This window comes from Lichenifustis flavocetrariae, from assembly GCF_026130545.1.
Taxonomy (GTDB): Bacteria; Pseudomonadota; Alphaproteobacteria; order Rhizobiales; family Beijerinckiaceae; genus Lichenihabitans; species Lichenihabitans flavocetrariae.
The window spans coordinates 37,577-59,870 of the sequence record NZ_JAMOIM010000026.1 but is presented as its reverse complement, the minus strand read 5'-3'; the positions used below and the strand labels follow the sequence as shown (position 1 = coordinate 59,870).

The 22,294-nt window shown below is 62.9% G+C and carries 20 protein-coding genes and 3 pseudogenes; 13 read left to right on the top strand and 10 right to left on the bottom strand.

Annotated elements, in window-relative coordinates:
• Window positions 1–89: 89 nt before the first annotated feature.
• Window positions 90–962 (top strand): class I SAM-dependent methyltransferase, encoded by an 873-nt coding sequence (locus M8523_RS26180; protein ID WP_282587837.1) that lies wholly within the window; start codon window positions 90–92, stop codon window positions 960–962.
• A 309-nt stretch (window positions 963–1,271) separates the two neighbouring features.
• On the opposite strand, the pseudogene M8523_RS26175 reads toward M8523_RS26180, so the two are convergent.
• Together M8523_RS26175 and M8523_RS26170 are read right to left on the bottom strand one after the other, a co-directional pair.
• A pseudogene (locus M8523_RS26175) lies at window positions 1,272–1,499 on the bottom strand (integrase core domain-containing protein); the annotation flags it as partial.
• A gap of 587 nt (window positions 1,500–2,086) precedes the next feature.
• Complete coding sequence (locus tag M8523_RS26170; RefSeq protein ID WP_282587836.1) at window positions 2,087–2,410, bottom strand: transposase; 324 nt, start codon at window positions 2,408–2,410, stop codon at window positions 2,087–2,089.
• 59 nt (window positions 2,411–2,469) lie between these two features.
• On the opposite strand from M8523_RS26170, the gene M8523_RS36850 reads away from it, so the two are divergent.
• Window positions 2,470–2,946 (top strand): transposase, encoded by a 477-nt coding sequence (locus tag M8523_RS36850; RefSeq protein ID WP_428351331.1) that lies wholly within the window; start codon window positions 2,470–2,472, stop codon window positions 2,944–2,946.
• Between the two features lie 321 nt (window positions 2,947–3,267).
• On the opposite strand, the pseudogene M8523_RS36845 reads toward M8523_RS36850, so the two are convergent.
• The 5 genes and pseudogenes from M8523_RS36845 to M8523_RS26135 form a co-directional block, all read right to left on the bottom strand.
• A pseudogene (locus M8523_RS36845) lies at window positions 3,268–3,524 on the bottom strand (transposase); the annotation flags it as partial.
• A gap of 111 nt (window positions 3,525–3,635) precedes the next feature.
• A complete protein-coding gene (gene tcuB, locus M8523_RS26150; protein ID WP_282587834.1) occupies window positions 3,636–4,799 on the bottom strand; it encodes a tricarballylate utilization 4Fe-4S protein TcuB in 1,164 nt (387 codons plus the stop codon).
• Window positions 4,786–6,165 (bottom strand): FAD-dependent tricarballylate dehydrogenase TcuA, encoded by a 1,380-nt coding sequence (gene tcuA, locus M8523_RS26145; protein ID WP_282587833.1) that lies wholly within the window; start codon window positions 6,163–6,165, stop codon window positions 4,786–4,788. The genes tcuB and tcuA overlap by 14 nt, the downstream gene beginning before the upstream one ends.
• 259 nt (window positions 6,166–6,424) lie before the next feature.
• The gene (locus M8523_RS26140; RefSeq protein ID WP_282587832.1) at window positions 6,425–7,090 is read right to left on the bottom strand and encodes a GntR family transcriptional regulator; all 666 of its coding nucleotides are present in this window, start codon (window positions 7,088–7,090) and stop codon (window positions 6,425–6,427) included.
• A gap of 292 nt (window positions 7,091–7,382) precedes the next feature.
• Window positions 7,383–8,879 (bottom strand): aldehyde dehydrogenase family protein, encoded by a 1,497-nt coding sequence (locus M8523_RS26135; RefSeq protein ID WP_282587831.1) that lies wholly within the window; start codon window positions 8,877–8,879, stop codon window positions 7,383–7,385.
• 189 nt (window positions 8,880–9,068) lie between these two features.
• Here M8523_RS26135 and M8523_RS26130 point away from each other — a divergent pair, with 189 nt between their 5' ends.
• From M8523_RS26130 to M8523_RS26115, 4 genes are read left to right on the top strand one after another with little or no spacing between them, the layout of a single operon-like run.
• Complete coding sequence (locus M8523_RS26130) at window positions 9,069–10,442, top strand: MmgE/PrpD family protein (RefSeq protein ID WP_345894303.1); 1,374 nt, start codon at window positions 9,069–9,071, stop codon at window positions 10,440–10,442.
• 55 nt (window positions 10,443–10,497) lie between these two features.
• Window positions 10,498–11,604, top strand: a complete 1,107-nt coding sequence (locus M8523_RS26125; RefSeq protein ID WP_282587830.1) for an ABC transporter ATP-binding protein — start codon at window positions 10,498–10,500, stop codon at window positions 11,602–11,604.
• Window positions 11,601–12,482, top strand: coding sequence for an ABC transporter permease (locus M8523_RS26120; RefSeq protein WP_282587829.1), 882 nt, complete (start codon window positions 11,601–11,603; stop codon window positions 12,480–12,482). Before M8523_RS26125 ends, M8523_RS26120 begins: the two co-directional genes overlap by 4 nt.
• Window positions 12,483–12,487: 5 nt before the next feature.
• Window positions 12,488–13,321 carry an ABC transporter permease gene (locus tag M8523_RS26115; protein ID WP_282587828.1) on the top strand — a complete coding sequence of 278 codons (834 nt, stop codon included), beginning with the start codon at window positions 12,488–12,490 and terminating at the stop codon, window positions 13,319–13,321.
• Here the strand turns inward: M8523_RS26115 and M8523_RS26110 are convergent.
• Both M8523_RS26110 and M8523_RS26105 read right to left on the bottom strand, forming a co-directional pair.
• On the bottom strand, window positions 13,303–14,352 hold the full coding sequence (locus M8523_RS26110; protein ID WP_282587827.1) for an extracellular solute-binding protein: 1,050 nt from the start codon (window positions 14,350–14,352) through the stop codon (window positions 13,303–13,305). The two genes, M8523_RS26115 and M8523_RS26110, sit on opposite strands and share 19 nt — an antisense overlap.
• Window positions 14,353–14,740: 388 nt before the next feature.
• Window positions 14,741–15,472: a short-chain dehydrogenase/reductase gene (locus M8523_RS26105; protein WP_282587826.1), complete on the bottom strand. Its 732-nt coding sequence runs from the start codon at window positions 15,470–15,472 to the stop codon at window positions 14,741–14,743.
• Window positions 15,473–15,737: 265 nt separating this feature from the next.
• Between M8523_RS26105 and M8523_RS26100 the strand changes: the two genes are divergently transcribed.
• The 6 genes and pseudogenes from M8523_RS26100 (at window position 15,738) to M8523_RS26075 (ending at window position 20,736) form a co-directional block, all read left to right on the top strand.
• Entirely contained in the window at window positions 15,738–17,150 is a 1,413-nt protein-coding gene (locus M8523_RS26100; protein WP_282587825.1) for an aminotransferase, read from the top strand.
• Window positions 17,151–17,319: 169 nt separating this feature from the next.
• Complete coding sequence (locus tag M8523_RS26095) at window positions 17,320–18,210, top strand: polysaccharide deacetylase family protein (RefSeq protein ID WP_282587824.1); 891 nt, start codon at window positions 17,320–17,322, stop codon at window positions 18,208–18,210.
• Between the two features lie 420 nt (window positions 18,211–18,630).
• Window positions 18,631–18,990, top strand: a pseudogene (locus M8523_RS26090) (class II aldolase/adducin family protein); the annotation flags it as partial.
• On the top strand, window positions 18,984–19,142 hold the full coding sequence (locus tag M8523_RS26085) for a hypothetical protein (protein WP_282587822.1): 159 nt from the start codon (window positions 18,984–18,986) through the stop codon (window positions 19,140–19,142). The pseudogene M8523_RS26090 and the gene M8523_RS26085, both read left to right, overlap by 7 nt.
• A complete protein-coding gene (locus M8523_RS26080) occupies window positions 19,139–19,354 on the top strand; it encodes a hypothetical protein (RefSeq protein WP_282587821.1) in 216 nt (71 codons plus the stop codon). The genes M8523_RS26085 and M8523_RS26080 overlap by 4 nt, the downstream gene beginning before the upstream one ends.
• 2 nt (window positions 19,355–19,356) lie before the next feature.
• The gene (locus M8523_RS26075; RefSeq protein ID WP_282587820.1) at window positions 19,357–20,736 is read left to right on the top strand and encodes an amidase; all 1,380 of its coding nucleotides are present in this window, start codon (window positions 19,357–19,359) and stop codon (window positions 20,734–20,736) included.
• Window positions 20,737–20,980: 244 nt separating this feature from the next.
• Here the strand turns inward: M8523_RS26075 and M8523_RS26070 are convergent, their stop codons facing one another.
• On the bottom strand, window positions 20,981–21,367 hold the full coding sequence (locus M8523_RS26070) for an Lrp/AsnC family transcriptional regulator (RefSeq protein WP_282587843.1): 387 nt from the start codon (window positions 21,365–21,367) through the stop codon (window positions 20,981–20,983).
• Window positions 21,368–21,783: 416 nt separating this feature from the next.
• Here M8523_RS26070 and M8523_RS26065 point away from each other — a divergent pair, with 416 nt between their 5' ends.
• Window positions 21,784–22,134 (top strand): MDR/zinc-dependent alcohol dehydrogenase-like family protein, encoded by a 351-nt coding sequence (locus M8523_RS26065; RefSeq protein WP_282587819.1) that lies wholly within the window; start codon window positions 21,784–21,786, stop codon window positions 22,132–22,134.
• Window positions 22,135–22,294 lie beyond the last annotated feature (160 nt).

Genomic DNA, 22,294 nt, shown 5'->3' with positions numbered 1-22,294 from the left:
GCATCGGTTCACCTCCTGTGTCGACCGTGTTGACTCACAGCAAGGAAGTAAGCGAGCTTTTCATTTTATGCTGTTTGAGAGGCGATTGGATGAACTCCCTCGACCCCGAGTTCGACGCCGATTTCTATCGGAAAAGCTACCCCGATCTACAGCATATGGACCGGACCACGGCTGAAGATCACTGGCATCAGTTTGGAATACGGGAAGGTCGACTAGGATCTCGGCTCGCGATCCGGGAGAACTTCATCCCTTTCCTGTCGGAGGAAACTTCAATCCTTGAGATCGGTCCTTTCGGCAAGCCCGTCGTCACCGGGCCGCACGTCTCATACTTCGATGTCCTAAGCCAAGACGATCTGAAGGCACGGGCCGAGCGCATCGGTCTTGATCCAGATCGCGTTCCGGCCATCGATTGGGTCTCGCCGGTCGGCGACCTTTCGATCGTTGATCGTCGGTTCACGGCCGTGGTCAGTTCGCATTGCGTTGAACATCAGCCCGACCTGATCCGACATCTCAAAGCGGTGGCCAACGTTCTCAAGGCTGGCGGGCGCTACTATCTTGTCGTTCCCGACAAGCGCTTTTGCTTCGATGCCCTCATTCCGGAGAGCAGCGTTGCAGATATCATCGAGGCCCGCGGTGCCACCGTGCACAAGCTTCTGAGCGTGATCGAACATCGCGCATTCACAACCCACAACGACACCAGCCGGCATTGGGCAGGCGATCATCTCGATGACACACACTGGGAGAGCGTGTTGCCCAGGACCAACGCCGCTTTGAAAGAGTTCGAGGCGGCGGCAGGTGGCTACGTCGACGTGCATGCTTGGCAGTTTACGCCCGACAGCTTTCGGGCCGTGATGGCGGCGCTGCACCGGAAAGGCTTGATCGACCTGGTTGTGGAGCGCGTCTACCAGACGGCGTTCCATAAAAACGAGTTCACGGCCGTCCTCTGCAAACCTGGTGAGTGAGAACTGGCGCTGGTTTGGCTCTCAGAAGGCTCCGGCCAATGCTGGAAGCTGAGCACGAGCATCGGCTTCTCCGCGCAGCAAGCCGGGCGAGCGGGCACCGAAAGCGCGGCCGGGCCGAGCGCGTGAAATGTTTGCGCGACCGAAAACCCTCGACACATCGCAGCTGATCAGAGACCAGTATTCCGTGTTTTTTCCGTACGAGCACAAAGCTTCGACAGCCGATCAGCACAAGTGCTTGTAAAGGTTGGCGCGCCCGGATGGCGAGACTGAGGTTGCCCGGTTTCGGTGGACGGTTTTCAGGCTTGGGGATTAGGGGTCGTTCATGGCCACTTCTGCTTCGGCTTCATAGGCGACGGGTGAGCGGTAACCTAGACCCGAATGCAGGCGGATCGGATTGGACCATCCCTCGATGTAGCTGAAGCAGGCCATTCGGGCCTCCGCCTGGGAAGCGAACCGCCGCCGCTTCAGCAGTTCGGCTTCGAGCGTCGAGAAGAAGCTCTCGGCCATGGCGTTGTCATAGGCATCGCCCACCGGCCCTCCGCCTGCCACTCCACACGGCTTCGCCGCGCGGAGCCTCTGGCAGGCTCCGCCCAGAGCTGGTTTGGCCCGGAAGCCGTGAAGTTGCGGTCGACCAGATCCGGCGCGGGTCGGGCCTCCGTGTCCCGCAGCGTCGTGATCGGGCCGCCCACGCCTGTGGCTGGCCCCTCCGCAGCCACTCCAACATGCTTCGCATGCCGGAGCCTCTGGCTGCTCCGCCCACGAGCCCGGCTTCTCGCATCAAACGCGCAATCCGTTTGCGGCCATGGCGCTCGCCCAGGCCCTGGAGATCGGCGTGAACACGTGTGCGCCGTACGTCTGGCGCGAACTGCCGTGCACGGTCCTGACCCGCTTCAGCAAGGCCGCATCGGCAACCGCGTGGCGAGACGGCGGCCTTTGCCGCCAGGCATAGTAGCCCGCCTTGGACACACCTCCGCCTGCCACCCCACCAAGCTACGCTTGGCGTGGGCCCTGGCAGGCTCCGCCGAGCACGCGCGCCATGGCGGCAACCGGGAAGCAGGCCTGGTTCGCCTCTCCGCCAGCTTCTCCAACCAGCTTCGCTGGCCGGAGCCTCAAGCTGGCTCCGCTCATGAACCGGAAGAGCCGGACGGGAGCGTCCCGGTCTCCCGTGCAAACCAGGCCGCGGCTTTTGACAGGATGTCCCGCTCGACGCGGGGCTGCTTAGTCTCCCGCCGCAGCCGAACCAGTTCGTCCCGCTCGGCCACGCCCAGAGCAGGCACCACCTCTTCCCGCCGACTCTCTTGTCGGTCCGGCGCCGCGGTCCAATTGCGGATCGACTGCCCGGTCGGCTCGAACTCTCGGGCAAGATCATCAGGATCGCGACCTGCACGAACAAGATCGATCATCTGACGACGAAACTCAGGCGAATACGCCGCGCGCGTCTTGGGCATCGGGAACACCTTTGGCAAAAGCTTCAGGGTGTCCACCAAACCGGGGCAATCCCAATCCCATGCTGCTTCTGCCGGAAGCGGTGGACGACTATGTCGGAACGGACAATCCGGTCCGGTTCATCGAGGCCTTTGTCGACGGGCTGGATCTTGCGGCAGCGTGGTTCGCCCGTGTCCTGCCGAAGGCGACGGGACGCCCCGGCTACGATCCGGCCGACCTGCTGAAGCTGTACGTCTACGGCTATCTGAACCGGGTCCGGTCGAGCCGGCGCCTGGAGGCCGAAACCCATCGCAACGTCGAGGTGATCTGGCTGTTGCGGCACCTGAAGCCGGACAGCCCCGACATCCTCGATCGCCGGCGCGAGACCGTCGAGCATCCGTTCGGCACCATCAAACAATGGATGGGGCAAGGTGCCTTCCTGATGCGGCGGCTGGAAAACGTGCGTGGCGAGTTCAGCCTGACGGCGCTCGCCTACAACATCCGGCGGACTATCACCCTGGTCGGGGTGCCGGACCTGATCGCTACCGCAAGGGCATGAGACACGCCCGTTTTGTTCCTAGTCACGCGCTCGCGGACCGCTATCAGGCTTCCAGCGACCTCACGACGCCCAACAGTGCAATCAGACGCCGAATGCACCTCCTCGCGCAAATGCCGAGCCGTGCTGCACCCAAAACCTCAGGATCAGGAGTTTCCACACGGTCTGCAGGAATTTCGCACGGGATTTAGGCTGTTTTGCATCAATCGTTTACCCTGGGCGTAATTCACGTGCGAATAGGAGAACGACTCAGGTGGCGATCGTCGGCTACGCCAGGTGTCCACGGACGGCCGATCGGTCGAGGCACAGGTGGTCGAACTAGGGTCCCAGGAACCGCATGAACGACAGCGTGACCTTGATCAGGGCCTCGGTCAGCTCGTCCGACGGCGAGCGGCTCGCCTGCAGGATCAGCATCTTCCACATGATCGAAAGGGGGACGGCCACCCTTGCTGCCATCCGAGCGAGCAAATCGAACCGAACGCCTCGAAATCGACGATCGCGTTGAGCTGCACAAGATCGTCGCCTTTGGCCGAGATTTCCTTCAGGCGCTCGTCAATATTGAAAGAACCTAGCCTGGCCACGCATCGCCCTGCCTCCAGGCCGGATCGGTCGCGGCGAGCACAAAGGGGGGGGGGTGGGCCGGCGGCTCTATAACTTGACGTGGCGCCCAAGATCGCCAGCGGGGGCTTGGCTTATGGAACTGTCCCGTGCAGTGCTTTTCGCTCTTGGGCATAGCGCACAAGCGCCGCATAGCGGTAGATGCCGTGCACGAACTTGCCGTACGGCATCGTGATGAAAAAGCCGAACACGAAGCCGAGATGGATCGCCAGCAGCGTTCCCATGGCAGGTGTGGCCCTCAGCGGAAGCAGCACCAAGCCGGTAAGCCCGAGGCCGAAAAGCATCAGGGTAAAGGCGGCTTCCATGCTGCGGCCACTCGGCTCGCGCATCACCGGGTCGCGCACCGCCTTTTGTCGCATCAGTCCGAGAGGCCCGATCAGGAGCCCGATGCCGCCGAGCGTTCCGAGCACCACGGGCAGGTCCCACCACGGGTACGGCGCCTCGCGCGCGAGAACGTAATGGTAGAGCGTCGCGGTCGAGGTCGAGCTGAAGCAGAGCAAAAAACCGTAGAAGGTCAGGTGGTGGTAAAGCTTCCGCCGATCCTTCTCAGGCTGGCGGTCCTCGTTCATGCAGCCCGCACCGCCACCGTCGAGGTAGCGCAGGCTCGCCGTATCCTGCGCCGCCTGCCAATTATCACCGGGATCGCGCATCATGCCGCTCGGCGCGCCTATGTCCTGCCGGAAGGCGCGTAGGCCGAGCCCGATCGCCAGGATCGCATAGAGGAACGCGGCGCCGAACAGCAGCGCCATCACGTTGTGCGGCATCAGTCGATAAAAGGCGCCTTCGCCAGCCTGGACCCCAAACATCACCGCCCGATCGTTGAGGGCCATGAAGCCGAACAGGAACGCCGCCACCGAAACTGCCGCCGCAATGGCGATCGCCATGCCGTTCCGGGCAAAGAGGGGCGCCAGGGCGCGAGGCCAGACGTATTGGGCGTAGGACTCGTTGCGCACCTCGGCAAGGACGCGGGGCACGTTCACCGCGAAGGCGTGCGGTGGCGAGAACTGACAATCGGAGTAGCAGGCGCCGCATGAATGGCAGAGGTTGGCGAGGTAGTTCAGATCGCCGTCGGCGAAAGAGCGCCGCATCTCCATCGCGGGAAACACCGCGCAAAGGCCCTCGCAATATCGGCAGGAGTTGCAGACCGTCATCAGTCTGTCCGCCTCGGCCAGGGCGGCGCTGGCATGGGCGGCGGTCGTGCCCGACGTCTGGGCGGGTGCGAGCTCAATTGCGGGCATTGCGCGCGGCCTCCCGTCCTGCGATGCGTCCGAACACTGCTCCTATGGTCATGCCGATCCCAGCGGCGTAACCCTCTCCCAGCACGTTCCCGGCCATGATCTCGCCTGCCGCAAACATGTTGGCGGCCGGACGGGCATCAGCCATCACCATGCGGGCGTCCTTGTTCACCCGCGTACCCAGATAGGTGAAGGTGATCCCCGGCCGGACCGGATAGGCGTAGAAGGGACCCGTTTCGATGCGGCGCGCCCAATGCGACTTCGGCGGCGTCAAACCGTCCGTGCGGCAGTCGTCGAGAATTTTGTAGTCGAACGTGCCGGGGCGAACCGCCTCGTTGAAGGCCGACACGGTGCCTTGGAGCGCGGCCGGGTCGAGGCCGAGTTTCTGCGCGAGTTCCCCGATGGTGGGCGCCTGGATGGGCGGATAAAGCGACGGCATGAAGAGTGTCAGCGAGGATGCGTCGAAAACGATGTAGGCGATCTGGTCAGGCTGTGCAGCCACTAGGCGCCCCCAGATCGCGTAGCGCTTGGGCCAGATATCCTCGCCCTCGTCATAGAAGCGCTGGGCGTTCTTGTTGACGACGATCCCGAACACGACGCAATCGAGCCGGGTGATGATCCCGCCGTCATACTTCGGCGCCCGGGCATCGATGGCGACGGCATGGCACTGTGTCGGATCGCCTACTTCCTGAACCCCGTTGTCGAGCAGGAGCTTGAGGATCGTGCCCTTGTTATTGCTCGTGCCACGGATGATGAAGTTGTCGGCGGCGTCGCCCCAATAACGTTTGAGCCACTCGATGTTGGACTCGAAGCCGCCAGCGGCCGCGACGAGCGACCGTGCCTCGATGCGCTCGGCCGTCGATCCGATGGTAGCGGAAAGAAACATGCCGTCGTCGATCTCGATGTCTGTCACTTCCGCCTCGTACCGGATCTCCACGCCGAGCCGCTCCGCAGTCGCGTAGAGTGCGTTCAGCATGGCGCGGCCACCGCCGAGGAAAAACGCGTTCGTGCGTCCCAAGGAGAGCGTACCGCCCAAAGAGGGCTGCCAGCGCACCCCCTGTTCGGCGATCCACGTCAGCATCTCCTTTGATTCGTGGATCATGTGACGGGCCAACGTCTCGTCCGTCTGTCCGTTGGTGACCCTCAGGAGGTCCTCGAAGAACTCATCCTCGAAGTACGGTCCCGTGAGGATTTCAGTCGCCTGGTCATGCGCGCAACGCATATTGCGCGTGTGTCGCGTATTGCCGCCTCGCCAGAACGCGTTCGAGGCTTCGAGGACCAGAACCCGCGCCCCTTCCCGACTCGCGGCGATCGCCGCACAAAGAGCCGCGTTTCCACCTCCGATGACCAGAACGTCCACCGCCGACATGCAACAGCCTCCCCCAGCACCGGCATACGATCGTATACAAAATCGTGCAAGCGATGTCTTGGTCGGCGAGGTCGCAGGTCATCAGCAGGGGCCGATTAGCCGATCGGTATGCGAAATCTTCCCGCTGCCGGACTGGCTATCAGGATGCACGCGGCATGCGCCAACGCCGCTCCCTGAGTTATGATATTGACGCGAGGCTCTGGCCCACCCGAGGCGGGCGCAGCCGATTGCGCGCTGGCGGCCCCTCGGGGCCATACCGTCAATGATGGGTGCCTTCGTCGGCGCGGATCATCGTGAGACGGGTCCCCAGCGACGACTTGATGTGATTCCGGGCGGCTTCAGCCGCCGCGGGTGCGTCCCTCAGGGCGATAGCCGCGAGGATGGCGATATGCTCCTCCGATGCGACCTCGACCCGCCCGTTTTGCGTGAAGGTCGTGCAACGCAGGAGCGTGATGGTCTCCTGAAGATCCTCCACGGCGGCCTGCAAATATCGATTACGCGCGGCCGCGTAGAGGAGGGCGTGGAAAACCCTGTTCAGCTTCGCCGCATCGTTTGGGACACGAGCGGCCCCGAACTGAAGGTTGACCCGGCGCATGTTCTCGATCTCGGCGTCGGTTGCGTGCTGTGCAGCGAAGCGGGCCACCACGGCCTCAAGTTCACCGCGCATCGCATACAGCTCAAACACCTTTTCCGTCGTGAGGGTGGCAATGGCGAGGCCCCTGCCCGGCGCGGCCTCCAAGAGCCCTTTTTCCTGAAGGCGTCCCATGGCCTCGCGCACCGGCGTGCGGCTGACCCCCAGATGCTCTGCAACCTCCTGTTCACGCAGGTGGTCCCCCGGAGAATACACGCCTTCGCGGATGGACTCGAGAATGGCGCGGTAGGCGTTCTGCCCTAATAAATTGCGCGACGCCGTTGCCGCCATCATCCTGCTCCTTGCACGCCCATTCACGCGCCTGAGAAGCGTCTTAGCAAAGGCTGGCCGGACCGTCTTGCCGCTTGAGGCAGGCCCACCGTCGCAGATGCCGCAGAAGAACAGAGCGGTGTTGCCTGTGACGGCTGCGTCCGCGATGGGTGCGCGGCGGGGCCTGACGAGCCCCGACGCCCCATCGACTATGCGGGATCAGATCCGAACCTGCGGATTACGTTGGCAGGACGTCAGCGCCGCAACAGGCACAATCTCAAACAAGCATCGCGGCTCATTTGGCAGCACATCCGGTCTAAGCCGTCTTGATCCAAACCGACTTCACATTGAGATACTCGTCAACGTGCTGCTTGCCGCTTTCGCGACCATAGCCGCTCATCTTGTAGCCGCCGAACGGTACGGCCGGATCCATCGCCTGGTAGCAGTTGATCCAGACGGACCCGGCGCTGATCCGCGCGGCCATCCTGTGCGCTCTGGAGAGGTCGCGGGTCCACACCCCGCTGCCGAGGCCAAACGTCGTCTTGTTCGCCCGCTCGATCACCTCGTCGAAGTCGGTGAACGGGATGGCGGAGATGACGGGGCCGAAAATCTCTTCCTGGGCGATGCGCATGTCGTCTTTCACGTCCGCGAAGACGGTGGGTGGCACGAAGAAGCCCTTCGCCATGTCGCCTTCGGTCAGTTGCGCGCCGCCTGACAGGGCGCGTGCGCCCTCCTGTTGGCCGAGCGACAGATAGCCGGTGACGCGGTCCAGCTGCTCGGACGACACGAGCGGACCGATTTGCGTTTCCGAGTCCATGCTGTTGCCCACACGAAGGGTTCGGCTGAAATCCGCCACGCGGGCCGTAAACTCCTCGTAGATCTTTTGCTCCACAAACAGCCTGGTGCCGGCGCTGCAGATCTGGCCGGAATTCGCAAACACCGCCATGGCAGCGCCCGGCACCGCAGCGTCGAGATCGGCATCCGCGAAGACGACGTCCGGCGACTTGCCGCCGAGTTCCAGCGACAAGCGCTTCAGGTTGCCAGCCGATGCCTGGATGATCTTCTGGCCGGTCACATGCGAGCCTGTGAACGCCACCTTGTCCACATCGAGATGCCGGGTCAGGGCCGATCCGGCCGTCTCACCGTAGCCGGTGACTACGTTGACGACGCCGGGCGGGATCCCCGCTTCCTGGCACAGCTCGGCAAGGCGCAGCGGCGACAGCGACGCTTCCTCGGCAGGCTTCAAGACCACCGTGCAGCCCGTCGCCAGAACGGGTCCGATCTTCCAGACGCTCGAGATGAGCGGACTGTTCCACGGGATGATCGCGCCGACGACGCCGAGCGGCTCCTTCAGCGTGTAGCTCACATACTCCCCCGGCAACGAGTTCTCGATCGTTTCGCCGTGGATCGATGTCGCCTGTCCGGCGTAGTAGCGCAAAAGACCCAGCACACGCTGGCGGCTGCCGCCCGTGCGCGCGATGGGCGCGCCCATGTCGAGCGTGTCGAGCGTCGCCAGTTCGTCTAAGTGGGCCTCGATCAGATCGGCCAGCTTCAACAGCAGCGCTTGACGTGCATAAGGCTTGAACTTGCGCCAGGGGCCATTGAAGGCGCGCCGGGCGGCAGCCACAGCCCGATCGATGTCCGCGCTATCGCCTTCGGCAACCGAGGCCAGCACGTCGCCCGTGGACGGGTTGTGGGTCTCGAAGGTCTTGCCGGACACGGCTTCGACCCACTTGCCATCGATGAAAAGGCGCTTCGGCTTGCCGGTGAGGAACGGATGGCGATCAGCAATCATGGGACTGATGACATTCATGGCAGCGTTTCCGTGTGGGTCATCGACCGAGACCAAAAAGACCTCGTCACGCCCCTTGAACCTTTCGTATATTTATGTGTACATTCGTATTCAATGTCAACGGAAGCTCGCTAGGGCTTCACTCAAACTGCGGTTTGGATGGGTCGTCGCTTGTCGACGCGAGCCGCTGCAACGTAAGGAGACGACAAACTGGATCGCACTCAAGATGGCTCCGCGGACGACTACCTGACCGTTCTCGCCAACTTTGCGTGCACGACTCAGATTGCCGACTTGCCAGACAGCTTGCTGCAGCGCGGCCGCTGGATCATTGCGGACTGTATAGGTGCGGTCGCTGGCGGCATGCAGACTCCTGAGATGCGGGCCTTCGTGGCTCGACACTTGACCGGGCGTGCCGCGGGGGCGGCGTCCGTGATCGGCGCCGGGGTTGCCGCCGACCCACGCGACGCGGCGCTTCTCAACGGCACCGCAGGCACCTGGCAGGAGCAGGACGAAGGCAATCTTCACGCCAAGGGCCATCCCGGAATCCAGGTCGTCCCTGCCGCCATCGCGGTCGCGCAGGCCCGGCGTCTTTCGGGCGCCGACACGCTGCTCGCGGTGCTCCTCGGCTACGAGATCTCGGCGCGCATCAACCGCGCATCCAACTCGCGGTTCGCCTTTCATCCGCACGGGACTTACGGCGTGCTCGGCGCCGCGGTGGCGGTCGGCAGGCTGAGTGGCTACGACCCTGACCGGATGCGCCAACTACTGAACGTTGCAGCCACGTGCGGGGTGGCGACCAGCCGCAATACGATCATCGAGGGCGTGACGGTGCGCAACATCTACACCGGGATGAGCGGCTTCAACGGGCAGCTCGCCTGCGAGATGGTGGAGAGCGGCTTCACCGGCGAGCGCGATGGTGTAGGCTCGGTGTTCGGGAAGATCTATGGCGACGGCTTCGACAGCGCCGCGACAGTCAACCTGCTCGGTAGCGAATACCTGACGGCGCGCAATTACTTCAAGATCCACGCGTGCGGGCGCTACGCCCACTCGGCACTCGACCTCATCGAGGATTGGCTTGCCGAGGGTGGAGACCGCGTCGATCCCACGTCGATCGAAAGCGTCCATGTGGTCGGCTACAGCTTCCTCGCAAGCCTACACCGCACGGAATGTCGCACGAGCTTCGATGCGCGCTTTTCCGTGCCGTTCGCTATCGCGTCGCTGATCGTCCACGGCAAGCCAGGCCTCGAAAACTTCGAACAACCGGCCGTCGATAATCCGGCCATCCAGGCGCTGGCACGGCGCGTCGTCGTTACGGAGAGTCCAGAATTCACGAAGGCCTTCCCCGGCAGGCAGATGGTTGAGGTTACCGTGACGCCGTGCGGTGGAAAGACGTGGAAGGGCAGAGGCGAGCACACTAAGGGCGAGGCCGAAAGGCCTCACAGCCCCGCGGAATTGCGTGACAAATTCCTCGCGCTGACCGCCGGAGCATGGACGCAAGAACAGAGTGCGGGGTTTCTCGACGGACTGCTGACGATCGATGCGGTGCCCGACATGGCATCGTTCCTGGGTCAGCACGGCATATGAAACCGTTGATCCGGTGCTGTCGCAGGACTCCGATGTCGAACGGCGCGGCCCTTCCATGAAGAACGATCTCGCCCTCATCGGAGTGGCCAAGACGTTCGGCCCACACGTCGCTGTTCAAGACGTCTCGGTCGATATCGCCGAAGGCAGCTTCTTCAGCTTTCTCGGCCCGAGCGGTTGCGGCAAGACCACAATCCTTCGCATGATCTCGGGGTTCATCGAACCCAGCGCCGGTTCCATCCGGCTCGGCACCCTTGACCTTGCGGGCATCGTGCCCAATCGGCGGCCCACCGCACTCATTTTCCAGAACCTTGCGCTTTTCCCGCTGATGAGCGTCGCTGAAAACATTGGCTACGGCTTGAAGGTGCGCGGCGTGTCGGCAGCGGCACGAGGCCGCAAAGTCGACGAGATGCTCGATCTCATTGCCCTGAGCGGTTTCGCCGGGAAGCGGATCGAGGAGCTGTCCGGCGGCCAGCGCCAGCGCATCGCCATCGCCCGCGCGCTCGCGGTCGAGCCGAAGGTGCTGCTCCTCGACGAACCACTGTCTGCGCTTGACCTCAAGCTGCGGCAGCACATGCGTGCGGAGCTGCGGACCCTGCAACGGCGTGCCGGAATCACGTTCATCTACATCACGCACGATCAGGGCGAGGCCCTCGCGATGTCCGATCGCGTCGCGGTGATGTCGAAAGGCCAGATCGAGCAGATCGGCGGCTCAAGCGATATCTACGATAATCCAGGGTCCGCCTTTGTCGCCTCGTTCGTCGGCGAAAGCAATATTCTGGTCGGCCGCATCACCGCAACCGACGGACAATTCGCGGTGATCGAAACGGCCGTCGGAGACCTGCGCGGCCGCAATCCCAAGCACCTCACCACCGGTGATGCGGCCATGCTGTTCGTCCGGCCCGAGCGGCTGCGGATTGCGGCCGCAGAAGATGATCTCGTCGTCAACAGCCTGACCGGCGACATCAACGAGGTTATGTTCGAAGGTCTGACGTTCATCATCACGTTGCGCCACGTGTCGAGTCGCTTAGTGACCCTCTCGCTCGCGAACGACGGTACGGGGCTCGCCTTTGCGCCAGGCAGCCGGCAGACGGTCTCCTTTTCTCCAGCGGACGGTCTGATCCTGCCTGCGGGTCCGATCGCCCGCCTGGATGTCGTGCCGTGAGCAGCGCCCTGACGCGCTTCGGCCGCCTCGGCCTCGCCTACATCTTCACAGCCACCGGGCTCTGGCTCCTGGTCCTCATGCTTCTACCGCTCATAGTAACGATCGATTACGCCTTCCGGCCGTTTTTGCCGCCGGTCGACTGGGGCGGTCCCAACGACCGCTATACGTTCGACAATTTCGCGGTCGTGCTGCTCAACAAGTTCAACCAGACGATCTTCCTCAAGACCATCTGGGCGAGCGTCCTCGTCACTGTTCTGTCTTTAGCGGCTTGCTATCCGGTCGCGTATACGCTGGCGCGCGAAAAGCGGAGCGGCAGGGCGCGGTGGCTCGCGATAGCGCTCATCATCCCGTTTCTGGTGAACGAACTCCTCCGTGCCTTCGCCTGGCAACTGCTGCTTTCCTACAAAGGCCTGTTCAATCAGGTCCTCATGAGTCTCGGCTTCATCTCCGAACCGTTCGACTTCATCAACAAGAACGTCGGCGTGATCGTCGGCCTCGTCTACACCTACCTGCTCTTCATGATCCTGCCCCTCTACACCGCATTGGAAAGCCTCGACCCCAATCTGGTGGACGCGGCGCGCGACCTTGGCGCGCCGTGGTGGCGGATCCATTGGGACGTCGTCCTTCCGCACGCCAAGCCAGGACTCGCCAACGGCTGCATCGTCACGTTCATGCTTGCCGCCGGCTCGTTTGCCGTGCCGCAGTTGCTGGGGGGAACCGGCAGTCTGTGGTTTACCCAGCTCATCTACAACCAGTTCAATGCGATCAACTGGAACATGGGCGCGGCCTATGCCTTCTGCCTCGTGATCCTCTGCCTCGTTTTCATCGTCATCGTCATGTGGCTGTTGCGCGTTCGACTGAGCGACATCGCGCGATGATGCTGATGGAACGCCTCGGTCGGTTTTGTGCGCGGGCCTACCTGGGGTTGTTCTTCGCCTATCTGTTTGCCCCGCTGTTCTATATGATAGCGGCAGCCTTCAACCGCAGCTCCGTCCCGACGCTGAGCCCTTGGCGGGGCTTCACGCTCCACTGGTTTGCCGTCGCCTGGCAGGACGACAGGCTCTGGCAGGCGCTCGGAACGAGCTTTCTCGTCGGATGTGCCGTCGTTGTGCTGTCGATCACCCTGGGCCTGGCTGGCGCGCTCCTGATGTCGCGGCTCAAGGCGCGTGGGCGCGGCCTCCTCTATGCGCTTCTCGTTGCGCCGGTCTTGATGCCGGGCATCGTTATCGGGCTCTCGACCGCAATCTTCTGGGACCGCGCCGCCCAGGTGAGCGGCTTCTGGGGTCTCGCGGTGCTCGGCCAATCGAGTTTCATCAGCACGTACTGCATGCTGATCTTCATGGCCCGCCTTCAGCGCTTCGACGAGACGCTCGAGGAGGCAGCGCTTGATCTGGGCGCCTCACCGCGTCAGGTCTTCTGGACCGTGACCTTGCCGTATCTACGCCCAGCGCTGTTCTCGGCCGTCGCACTCGCGTTCATTCAATCGTTCGAGAATTACAACACGACGCTCTTCAGCATCGGGATCGACGAGACCCTCCCGATCTACATCGCCGGCAAGCTTCGGGTCGGGGTCACACCAGCCATCAATGCGGTGGCGTGCGCCATGATCGCAGCCACGCTGCTGGCCGGTCTGTCGTTCGAACTCGCTCGTTTGTACCGACGGAAGCGGAGCCGAAGCCGCTCCCGCCGGATCGGTCATCAGGCGGCGAGCAGTTGATCGACCATCTGCTGACGCGCCGCGATGAACCAGGGGCGCTCGGTTCCCTGGATGAACAGCTTGGACAGCGCGTCAGCCGGGAACGTCGCTGCAAAGAAGCTCTTGTAGGCATCGTCGTAGAACGCCGGGGCGCCCGAGACGACACTGTTGTACCCGATGTTGTTGGTCATCAATGCGCCGGTCTTGGCCTGCAGGCTCCAGTTGATGAACGCATAGGCCTGCTCGACGTTCTTGGCGCCTTTGGCGATCGCATGCGTGTCCATGACGGTCAGCGCACCTTCGGCCGGCGCGGCGTACTTGAGGGGATTGCTCTCCTTCATCAGCCCGAACATGACGCTATCCCAGGCGAGGCCAAGAACGCAGCCGTTCTGGAGAAGCGCGGCCTTCTGTTCGCCGCCCCCCAACCAGAACTGCTTGATCTGCGCCTTGTTGGCGATTGCATAGGCAAGCGCGGTGCCGTAGGCCGCCTTCATCGTCGCCTCATCGTCGAAGGCGCGCAGCATGGAACCCGGCGCCAGCTTGCCCGATCCTTCCATCCACAGCCCCGTCGCGAGCAACAGGGTGCGCGCCCGCGCCATCACCTTACCCTTGTATTGCGGGTCCCACAGAATTCCGTAGGAGGTCTTCCCGGCCACCAGCGGAACCTCGGCCGCTCCAGCAAGCGCCTCGTTGGACCAGGTAAAGGGGATCGCGTAGGTCTTGCCGTCGCGCGTTCCACCGAGCTGGCCCGCTCGCTCGCCGAACGCCTTGTCGATGTTGCCGTAGTTCTGCACCTTCGCCAGATCGATCGGCTGATACAGCCCGAAATCGACACCGGCACTGACCCAGGCAAGACCCGGCGTCACCAGGTCGTATCCCTCGCCGCGGGCCGCACGCAGCTTGTTGAGACCGTCCTCGTTCCCCGTGAAGATCTCGAGCTTCATCTTGATGCCGGTGTCTTTAGTGAACTGTTCGACAAACGGCTTGGCATTGTAGTCGTCCCAAGTGAACCACGTCAGTTCACCCGACGATGACCATGCGTCACGCACCACCCATGGCCCAGCCGCCGTAACAGACCCGACTACCGCCGCCGCCTGTAGCAATGTTCGCCGGTTAAATTGACGCACCGCTAGAATTGTCGCGTCCGATGATCTCTGACTAACAGTATCTTTCACGTTAGATTCCCTCTCATGATTCCGAACGAGGCATCATATAAATAGAAAATTGTAGAATGTCCAGATGTAAGACTTGACTCTTCAATATATCTGCGGTTTTTAGTACGAAGTTATTTCCATACCTACACGAGTCGTCCTATGTTGTTTGTCCTCGGCTTGAAGATGCGACAGAGAACTCGTCCGACGCATCGGCGAAGCCGGCTCGCCTCCAGCACAGCCCTCGCGCTGCATCTGGAGACGCCGATGGTGGCCGAGGACGGTCGATCTACGACCGTCGCGCGCCAAGCCCGCCGTCGATCGTGTGGATCGTACCGGTGATGGAGGCGGCGCGCTCGGACACCAGGAAGGCAACGAGGTCGCCCACGTCCCTTGCGGTCACCGCACGGGGACCCGCCGATTGCTGCGATAGGGCCGGATCACTCAATCCGCCGCTGGTATCCACCGGGCCGGGATTGACGGCGAGAACGCGAACGCCGTGGTCGAGGCTGGTGCTGCCGACAGCGCGTGTGAACGCCATCAGGGCGGCGTTGCCCGCCGTTCCAGCCACGAAGCCTGCATCCGGCCTTTCGCCCGCAAGTCCAATGATATTGAGAATAACACCATGACCTCGCTGCTGCATCAGCCCGAGAAACGCGCGCGTCATGTTGACGTAGCCGAAAACCTTGAGATCCCATGCGGCGCGCCAGCTCTTTTCGTCGAGTGTGTCGAGCGAGCCGTCGGGAATGGCGCCAGCGTTGTTGACCAGGATGTCGATGTCACGACAGCGCTCGGCGAGGGTTTCGACCGACTCGCTTCGGGCGAGATCCAGCGCATGCAGCGTAACCGGGACCGGGTAGCGCGCCCGGATCGCCTCCCGCGCCGCGGTGAGTGTGGCCTCGGTGCGAGCCTCGAGATGTATAGCGCAGCCCTCGCTGGCGAGCGCCGCCGCAATCGCGAGCCCGATCCCCTTGGATCCACCTGTCACAAGCGCGGTCTTGCCGCGAAGATTGAGTTCCATGCAAATTCTCCAGATAGTGTTGTGGTTCATGTATTGTAATATATTTCGTTAATCAAGTTTTATTATTCATTATAACCTGATACAACCTGATTTTTTAGATTATTACTACAGATTGATGCATTAGATACTAAGTATAAACCTCATGGTGAGGCCATCGATATCTTGGTCAATATGAATGTAAGTTGAGATCGCGTTCAGAGACGCAGGTTAGCCCACCTTCAGGGTGCGGGAACGTCCCATTGGTAGCTAAACAAGGAGACAAGTGATGACTGAGATGCCGCGAAACTTCTCGCTCGCCGATATGGATCGCGAGGCTCTGTTCCATCCGGCGACCTCCATTGCCGACCACCTCAAGAATGGGCCGCTGATCCTGTCGGATGCGCACGGGGCTCGGATCAAGGATCAGACGGGACGCGTGCTGGTCGATCTCGGGGCCGGCCTATGGTGCGTCAACGTCGGCTATGGGCGAACCGAGATTGCCGAGGCTGCCGCTAAGGCAATCACCGATCTGAGCTTCTACCACCTCTTCGGCTCGTCCTCCAACGAGAGCGCCATTCGATTGGCAGACCGGGTTTTGTCATTGCTGCGCGAAAAGGCCGGCGCCAGACACCTGTCTAAGGTGTTCTTCGGCACTTCCGGCTCAGATGCTAACGATACGAATTATAAGCTGGTCCGCTACTACAACAATCTTCGCGGCAAGCCTCAAAAGAAGAAGGTGATCTCGCGCCTGGGCGGTTATCATGGAACGACTCTGGCATCTGCCAGCATGACGGGTATTCCGGCCTACCATGTTGCCTTCGACCTCCCCGTGGAAGGTGTCTTCCACACGTCCTGCCCGCATTACTTCCGTTTTGGCCACGAGGGCGAGAGCGAGGAGGCATTCACGGAGCGCCTCATCAATGAGATCAAGGACCTGATCCGGCGCGAAGGTGCGGAGACGATCGCCGCTTTCATCGCAGAGCCCGTGATCGGTTCAGGCGGCGTCTGCCTGCCGCCGGTCGGCTATTTCGCTCGCCTGCAGCCGATCCTTGCCGAGAACGATATCCTGTTCATCGCCGATGAGGTCATCACGGGCTTTGGCCGGCTCGGCTCGTGGTTCGGCACCGCTCATTTCGACCTGAAGCCCGATATCGTCACGCTCGCGAAAGGCCTCACGAGTGCCTACTTCCCGGTTTCCGCTTCGGTGATCTCCGAGGAGATCTGGGCGGTGCTTGAGGCGGCATCGCCCCAGTACGGCCCCGTCATGCATGGGTCCACCTATGCGGGGCACCCGGTCGGCGCAGCCATCGGGCTCGTGAACCTCGACATCATCGAGCGAGAGCGCCTGGTCGAGAACGCCGCGGAGCTCGGCCCCTACATGCTGGCTCGCCTCACCGAAAGAGTTGGCGATCACCCTTACGTCGGTAACGTTCGTGGCACAGGTCTCATGCTTGGGGTCGAGTTCGTCGCCGACAAGAAGACCAAGCGCGCCTTCGCCGCCAAGACCGGACCTCAACGGGTCGTCGCGAAGAACGCCATAGCCGAGGGGGTTCTGGTGCGCGGCCTGCCCTACATCGACGTCAACGCCTTCTCGCCGCCCCTTTCGATCACGCGGGACGAAATCGATGAAGGTGTCGAACGCTATGCGCGGGCGCTCGAATTATCGACACCAGCCATTCGCGATCTGGCTGCGCAATGATCGCACGATGATCGTCTCGAACCGGCGCTTCTTGTCGCTGGTCAGAGAGTGCCCGGATCGCTAGGGCGGCGTCGAAAACGGCGCTGCCTCAGTGGAGAAGCTAGCGGGCAAGTCCGCGGTGAAGCTTAGTCTCGACGGTCCCCGATTAATGTGCTGATGCAGGAATCCCATGCCCCTCATCGACCTTATCAAGCATGGCCGGTACGCCTACTCGCCAATTACGGTGCGGCCGCACTTCTCCTGGCCGGGGGGCAAGCGGTTAGCGCTTGCCATTTGTAATAATATTGAGGTGTTCAGCTTTCTGAGTGGGCTGGGTAGTGACAACACCACTCCGAACGCGACTCAAAACACCCGCAATTATGCCTGGCGCGACTATGGCAACCGCGTCGGGCAGTGGTACCTGTTCGATCTGCTCGATGAGTACGAATTTCCGACGTCGCACAACATCAATTCACTGACCTTTCAAGAATGCCCCCAGCTGATTGAAAGAATCATCAGTCGCGGCGACGAGCTGATCGGTCATGGTCGCACCAACGCCGAACGACAGGACACGCTTTCCGAAGCGGAGGAGCGCGCACTGATCGCGGAGACGACCGACACGATCAGGAAGGCGACTGGACAGCAGCCACGCGGCTGGATGGGCCCCTACTTCGCGCAGTCCCCCGTCACGCTCGACCTCCTGAAGGAGGCTGGCTACACCTACGTGCTGGACTGGCCGGCGGACGATCAGCCGTTCTGGCTCAGCACCCGTTCTGGGCCGCTCCTGTCCGTCCCCTACTCCTTGGAGGTGAACGACTCGCCAGCCATCGTGTTTCGCCAGCATGGCGCCACGGAATACGAACGGATGATCATCGATCAGTTCGACGAGATGCTGCTTCAGTCCGAAAAGTGGCCGCTTGTGTGCACCATCATCACCCATCCTTTCGTCATCGGTCATCCGTTTCGGCTTCGCGCGCTGCGTCGGGCGTTTGCGCATATTGCGGCCTGTCGCGATGACGTCTGGCTAACGACTCCGGGCCAAGTGGCCGCCCACTTCGCGAGCGTCCGACCGGCCGCCTAGTCGGAAGTCCAACTACTCTCGATCTTTGCGTGAAGAGACGCTGGCGGTCTGAGATAGTGTTCTTCCGCGGCGTTGGTCTCGCTGGTCTCAGTGAAAAGACTGCGTATGGCAAGCAGCACGATCCTGAAAGGAACTTCAGTGACGCCGGACCTTCCCCCCGCGCAGCCCTCGTCCAGGAGCTCGTCGCGGCCAACCACATCCTGGCCGACCAGGGCATCGTCGACGGATTCGGCCATATGAGCGTTCGGTTGCCTGACGAGGCGAGCCCACTTCCTCCCGGCGCGGCCGATGGCACCGGCCCTGGTCGAGGCGGGCGACATCATCACGTACGACCTCGACGGCAACGGGCTGAACGCGGGAGGGCGGACTGGCTACCTCGAGCGGTACATCCACAGCGAGGTTTAACGCTCGCTCCCCGACGTCATGGCGATCGTCCACAGCCACACGCCGTCGGCTCTGCCGTTCTTCGTGTCGCGGACGCCCCTTCGGCCCGGCTATCACATGTCGGCTTTTCTGGCCAAAACCGCCCGGTGCGAAATCAGCAAGGATTTCGTAGACGCCACGGACATGCTGATCAGCAACGCTGTGATGGGCAGGAGCCCCGCCAAGGCGATGCACTGCGCCTGCGTGACCCTGATGCGCGGCCACGGCTTGGTGGCGGTGGGACGGAGCCTGCAGGAGGCGGTCTATCGTGCGATCTGCACGTACGTAAATGCGCGCGTTCGGACCCAGGCGATGGCGCTGGACGATATGCCGGCAAGCGCAGGCCCGACATGGTGACGGCCTGCTACGACGATTTGTTCTCGCTCTACGATGCGGGGCGGATCGAGCCCAGGACCCTCTCGCTGTATCCCCTCGATCGCGTCGGCGACGCGATCGCGAGCCTGCGGGACAGGACCGCGAGCGGCCGGCCCGTGTTGGTGATGCGATGATGGCCAAGCGCGCCCCTGCCGGACCGGACATGAGCGAGGTCGAGCGCCAGGTGCGTGCGGCCGGGCTCGACCGCGCCTGGACGCAGTTCCGCGACGACGTGCTCGCGGCCGCCCGCCAGGTTGCGGCGCAGCGTGACGCCGCCACGGGCGTCGCGGCGGCGTCGGAGCCCTGGCCTCCCATGATCGTCACTCCCGTGCCGACAGAGCGCTGATCGTGGACAATCTGCAGTGGATGTCGGCCGCGGCGCTCGGGGACGCTTTCCGGAGCGGCCACCTGTCGCCTGTCGAGGCCCTGGAGGCGACACTCAAGCGCATCGCGGCCATCGACCCGCTGGTAAACGCCTTTGTGCACTGTGACGCCGCCGGTGCCGTTCAGGCGGCCCAGGAGGCCGAGCGCGACCTTCGGGCCGGCCTCGATCGTGGTCCGCTCCAGGGCATTCCGGTCGGCATCAAGGACATTATCGACGTCGCCGGTCTGCCGTGTACCTGCCACTCCAAGATCCTGCGCGACCATGTGGCGGCCAGCGACGCGGCGGCGGTCGCGGCCCTGCGCCGCGCTGGCGCGATCATCGTCGGCAAGCTGGCGACCCATGAGTTCGCGCTCGGCGGCCCGAGCTTCGACCTGCCTTTCCCACCTGCCCGCAATCCGTGGAACCGCGAACGTCATCCTGGCGGCTCCTCCTCAGGGGCCGGCGCAGGCCTCGCGGCGGGGCTGTTCCCGCTGGCGCTCGGGACCGACACGGGCGGCTCGATCCGCAACCCTGCCAGCGCGTGCGGTGTGGTCGGCCTGAAGCCGACCTACGGGCTCGTGTCCCGCGAGGGCGTCTTCCCGCTCGCGCCGACCCTGGACCATGTCGGACCGATGGGGCGCACAGTCGCGGATGTCGCCGCCATGCTGGCCGTTCTGGCCGGACACAGGCCGGCCGGCCCGCATGGCGGCTCATCTAAGGGTAAGCATGGCGATGTGCGCGGCTTCCGGATCGGCTACGTCCGCCATTTCCACGAACGCGACATGCCCGCCCACCCGGACGTCGCGGCTGCGCTGGACGAGGTCGCGGCGGCACTCGCCCGGGAAGGGGCCCTAATCGAGGAGGTCACCCTGCCCGCCCTTAACGGCTTTTCATCGGTCAACCGAATCTTGCTGCAGGCCGAGGCCTGGACCATTCATGCGCGGTGGCTGCGTGAGCGTCCGGAAGATTACGCGGAGTCGACGCGGCGCCGTCTTCTCGCCGGGGCGTTCCTCACGGCCGAGGACTACGTGCTGGCGCAGCGGCGTCGCCGCACCCTGATCGAGGCTGTCGAGGCTGTGATGGGCACCGTGGACGTGCTGCTCACCGCAAGTGCCATGGATCCGCCCTGCAGGATCGACGACGCTGCGGAAATGGCGAGGACCTACCCCCGGCAGGCGCGGACGCCGTTCAACGTCACTGGCCACCCGGCCCTGGCCATGATGGCCGGGTTGTCGTCAGATGGCCTTCCGCTCTCGGTGCAGTTCGTCGCGCGCTACCACGCCGAGGCGACGCTTCTGGCAATCGCGGCCGCGTGGGAGAGGATCGGCGGCTGGCAGGACTGGCATCCTGCGGCGCTGGCTTGAGACTTGGTCAGACTGTGGGCAGGGGCGCTCTGGTGGCTCGCCTGGTCAGAGGCCCGGTCGGCCGTATCCAGCAGGTCGCGCAGGAAGCGCACGGCGTCCGAGCCTTTCAACGACGGTTTCCAAAGCTCGGTAATAAGCCTGCGGTGCAGGGTCATAGCCTCCTGCGCCGATGTGATCATCGCGACGCCAATCCGAGCGTAACGGCACATCTAACGATGCTTGCTCAACGGCTCACACCGCGCGGTCAGACTGGAAGCGCCGTCGACTTTTTCACGGTGCGAAGTACGAGCGTGGATTGCACACGCACCACGCCCGGTAATTGGGTCAAGATCGCCGTATGGACGCGTTCGAAATCCTCTGCGTCGGCGTAAACGATGCGCACCATGTAGTCAGCCGCGCCGGCCAAGAGGTAGCATTCCTGGATTTCACGGTGATTCCCGACTGCTGCTTCGAACCTGTCGAGCGCGAGGCGACCTTGCTGATCGAGAGTGATGAGAACGAAGGCGACACCGGCAAGCCCAGCGGCACGGGCGTTCAGCACGGCAGCGTAGGCCTCAATCAGATTGGCCTCTTCCAAAGCACGGACGCGGCGCAGGCACGCTGATGGCGACAGGCTGACGCGCTCGGCCAAGTCAGCGTTGCTAAGTCGTCCGTCGGCCTGCAGGAGCCGCAGGATGTAAATGGGCGCGAGGGTTTGACCCCAGTTCGGCTTATAAGGTTCACCCCAGCGGAACGGCCGGTATCTCAACGTGATCCGTACCTTAACAGCCGGAGTTTGGGGTCATTGTTCGGAGCCGATCAGGGGTTCAAACCCAATCCGATTTACACTCTCGGTCGGCATCAGGCCCCTCGTGTTCGAAACGAGCGGCTGAGTACCCGGTCAGATTGTCGGTCGAGGCTGCATCACCGCCCTAAAACGGGTGCCCGCGATGCCGTGAAATCACTGCCCATGATCCCGTGAAATCCGTGCCCATGATGCTCTGAAATACGCAGTGCCACGGCTATGGGCCGAGCAGCACAGGCAACCAAGAGGAAGCCGTCATCAACATGCTGATGAAAGTGGTCAAGCCGGTCGGTGCCATGGGCATCCCAGGAGTTTACACCAATCTGGACCCCGGAGCGCCGAATGAACTCGGCAAGCTGGGCAAGCTGGCCTGGAAACTCCCCAAGGCCTGGGTCAAGTCGCCATCGCTGACGGCCGGGCAATGTCCCATGATGCGGTACAACCGCGGCCTGATGATGGCGATCCTTTGGGACCGGATGCCGTACCTAACCCCCCTGCTGAACACCGAGGTCATTCCGCTGGAGAAGGCGCCGGAGGCGTACAAAATATTCCGTGAAGGGTCATCCAAGAAGTTCGTCATCGATCCGCACAACACCACAAAACTGGCGGGCTAAGCGCACGGCTCCTGAGTACCGATCGGCGGTCGGTGCGTCGCGCGGCTCGAGGGGCGGCGCGGCACCGGCATGATGAGTTTTCTAGCTGTATCTACATCATGGAAAGCGCTCGAGCTTTCGGCCGAGATGGGCCACGTTGCGACAAGCCGTTCCAGCTCGT

Coding starts and splice junctions, on each gene's coding strand:
- tcuB (WP_282587834.1), bottom strand. CDS start 4,799: ATGCCCGCAATTGAGCTCGCACCCGCCCAGACGTCGGGCACGACCGCC.
- M8523_RS26180 (WP_282587837.1), top strand. CDS start 90: ATGAACTCCCTCGACCCCGAGTTCGACGCCGATTTCTATCGGAAAAGC.
- M8523_RS26140 (WP_282587832.1), bottom strand. CDS start 7,090: ATGATGGCGGCAACGGCGTCGCGCAATTTATTAGGGCAGAACGCCTAC.
- M8523_RS26085 (WP_282587822.1), top strand. CDS start 18,984: ATGGTGACGGCCTGCTACGACGATTTGTTCTCGCTCTACGATGCGGGG.
- M8523_RS36850 (WP_428351331.1), top strand. CDS start 2,470: ATGCTGCTTCTGCCGGAAGCGGTGGACGACTATGTCGGAACGGACAAT.
- M8523_RS26115 (WP_282587828.1), top strand. CDS start 12,488: ATGGAACGCCTCGGTCGGTTTTGTGCGCGGGCCTACCTGGGGTTGTTC.
- M8523_RS26080 (WP_282587821.1), top strand. CDS start 19,139: ATGATGGCCAAGCGCGCCCCTGCCGGACCGGACATGAGCGAGGTCGAG.
- M8523_RS26100 (WP_282587825.1), top strand. CDS start 15,738: ATGACTGAGATGCCGCGAAACTTCTCGCTCGCCGATATGGATCGCGAG.
- M8523_RS26135 (WP_282587831.1), bottom strand. CDS start 8,879: ATGAATGTCATCAGTCCCATGATTGCTGATCGCCATCCGTTCCTCACC.
- M8523_RS26065 (WP_282587819.1), top strand. CDS start 21,784: ATGCTGATGAAAGTGGTCAAGCCGGTCGGTGCCATGGGCATCCCAGGA.
- M8523_RS26170 (WP_282587836.1), bottom strand. CDS start 2,410: ATGCCCAAGACGCGCGCGGCGTATTCGCCTGAGTTTCGTCGTCAGATG.
- M8523_RS26125 (WP_282587830.1), top strand. CDS start 10,498: ATGAAGAACGATCTCGCCCTCATCGGAGTGGCCAAGACGTTCGGCCCA.
- tcuA (WP_282587833.1), bottom strand. CDS start 6,165: ATGTCGGCGGTGGACGTTCTGGTCATCGGAGGTGGAAACGCGGCTCTT.
- M8523_RS26105 (WP_282587826.1), bottom strand. CDS start 15,472: ATGGAACTCAATCTTCGCGGCAAGACCGCGCTTGTGACAGGTGGATCC.
- M8523_RS26095 (WP_282587824.1), top strand. CDS start 17,320: ATGCCCCTCATCGACCTTATCAAGCATGGCCGGTACGCCTACTCGCCA.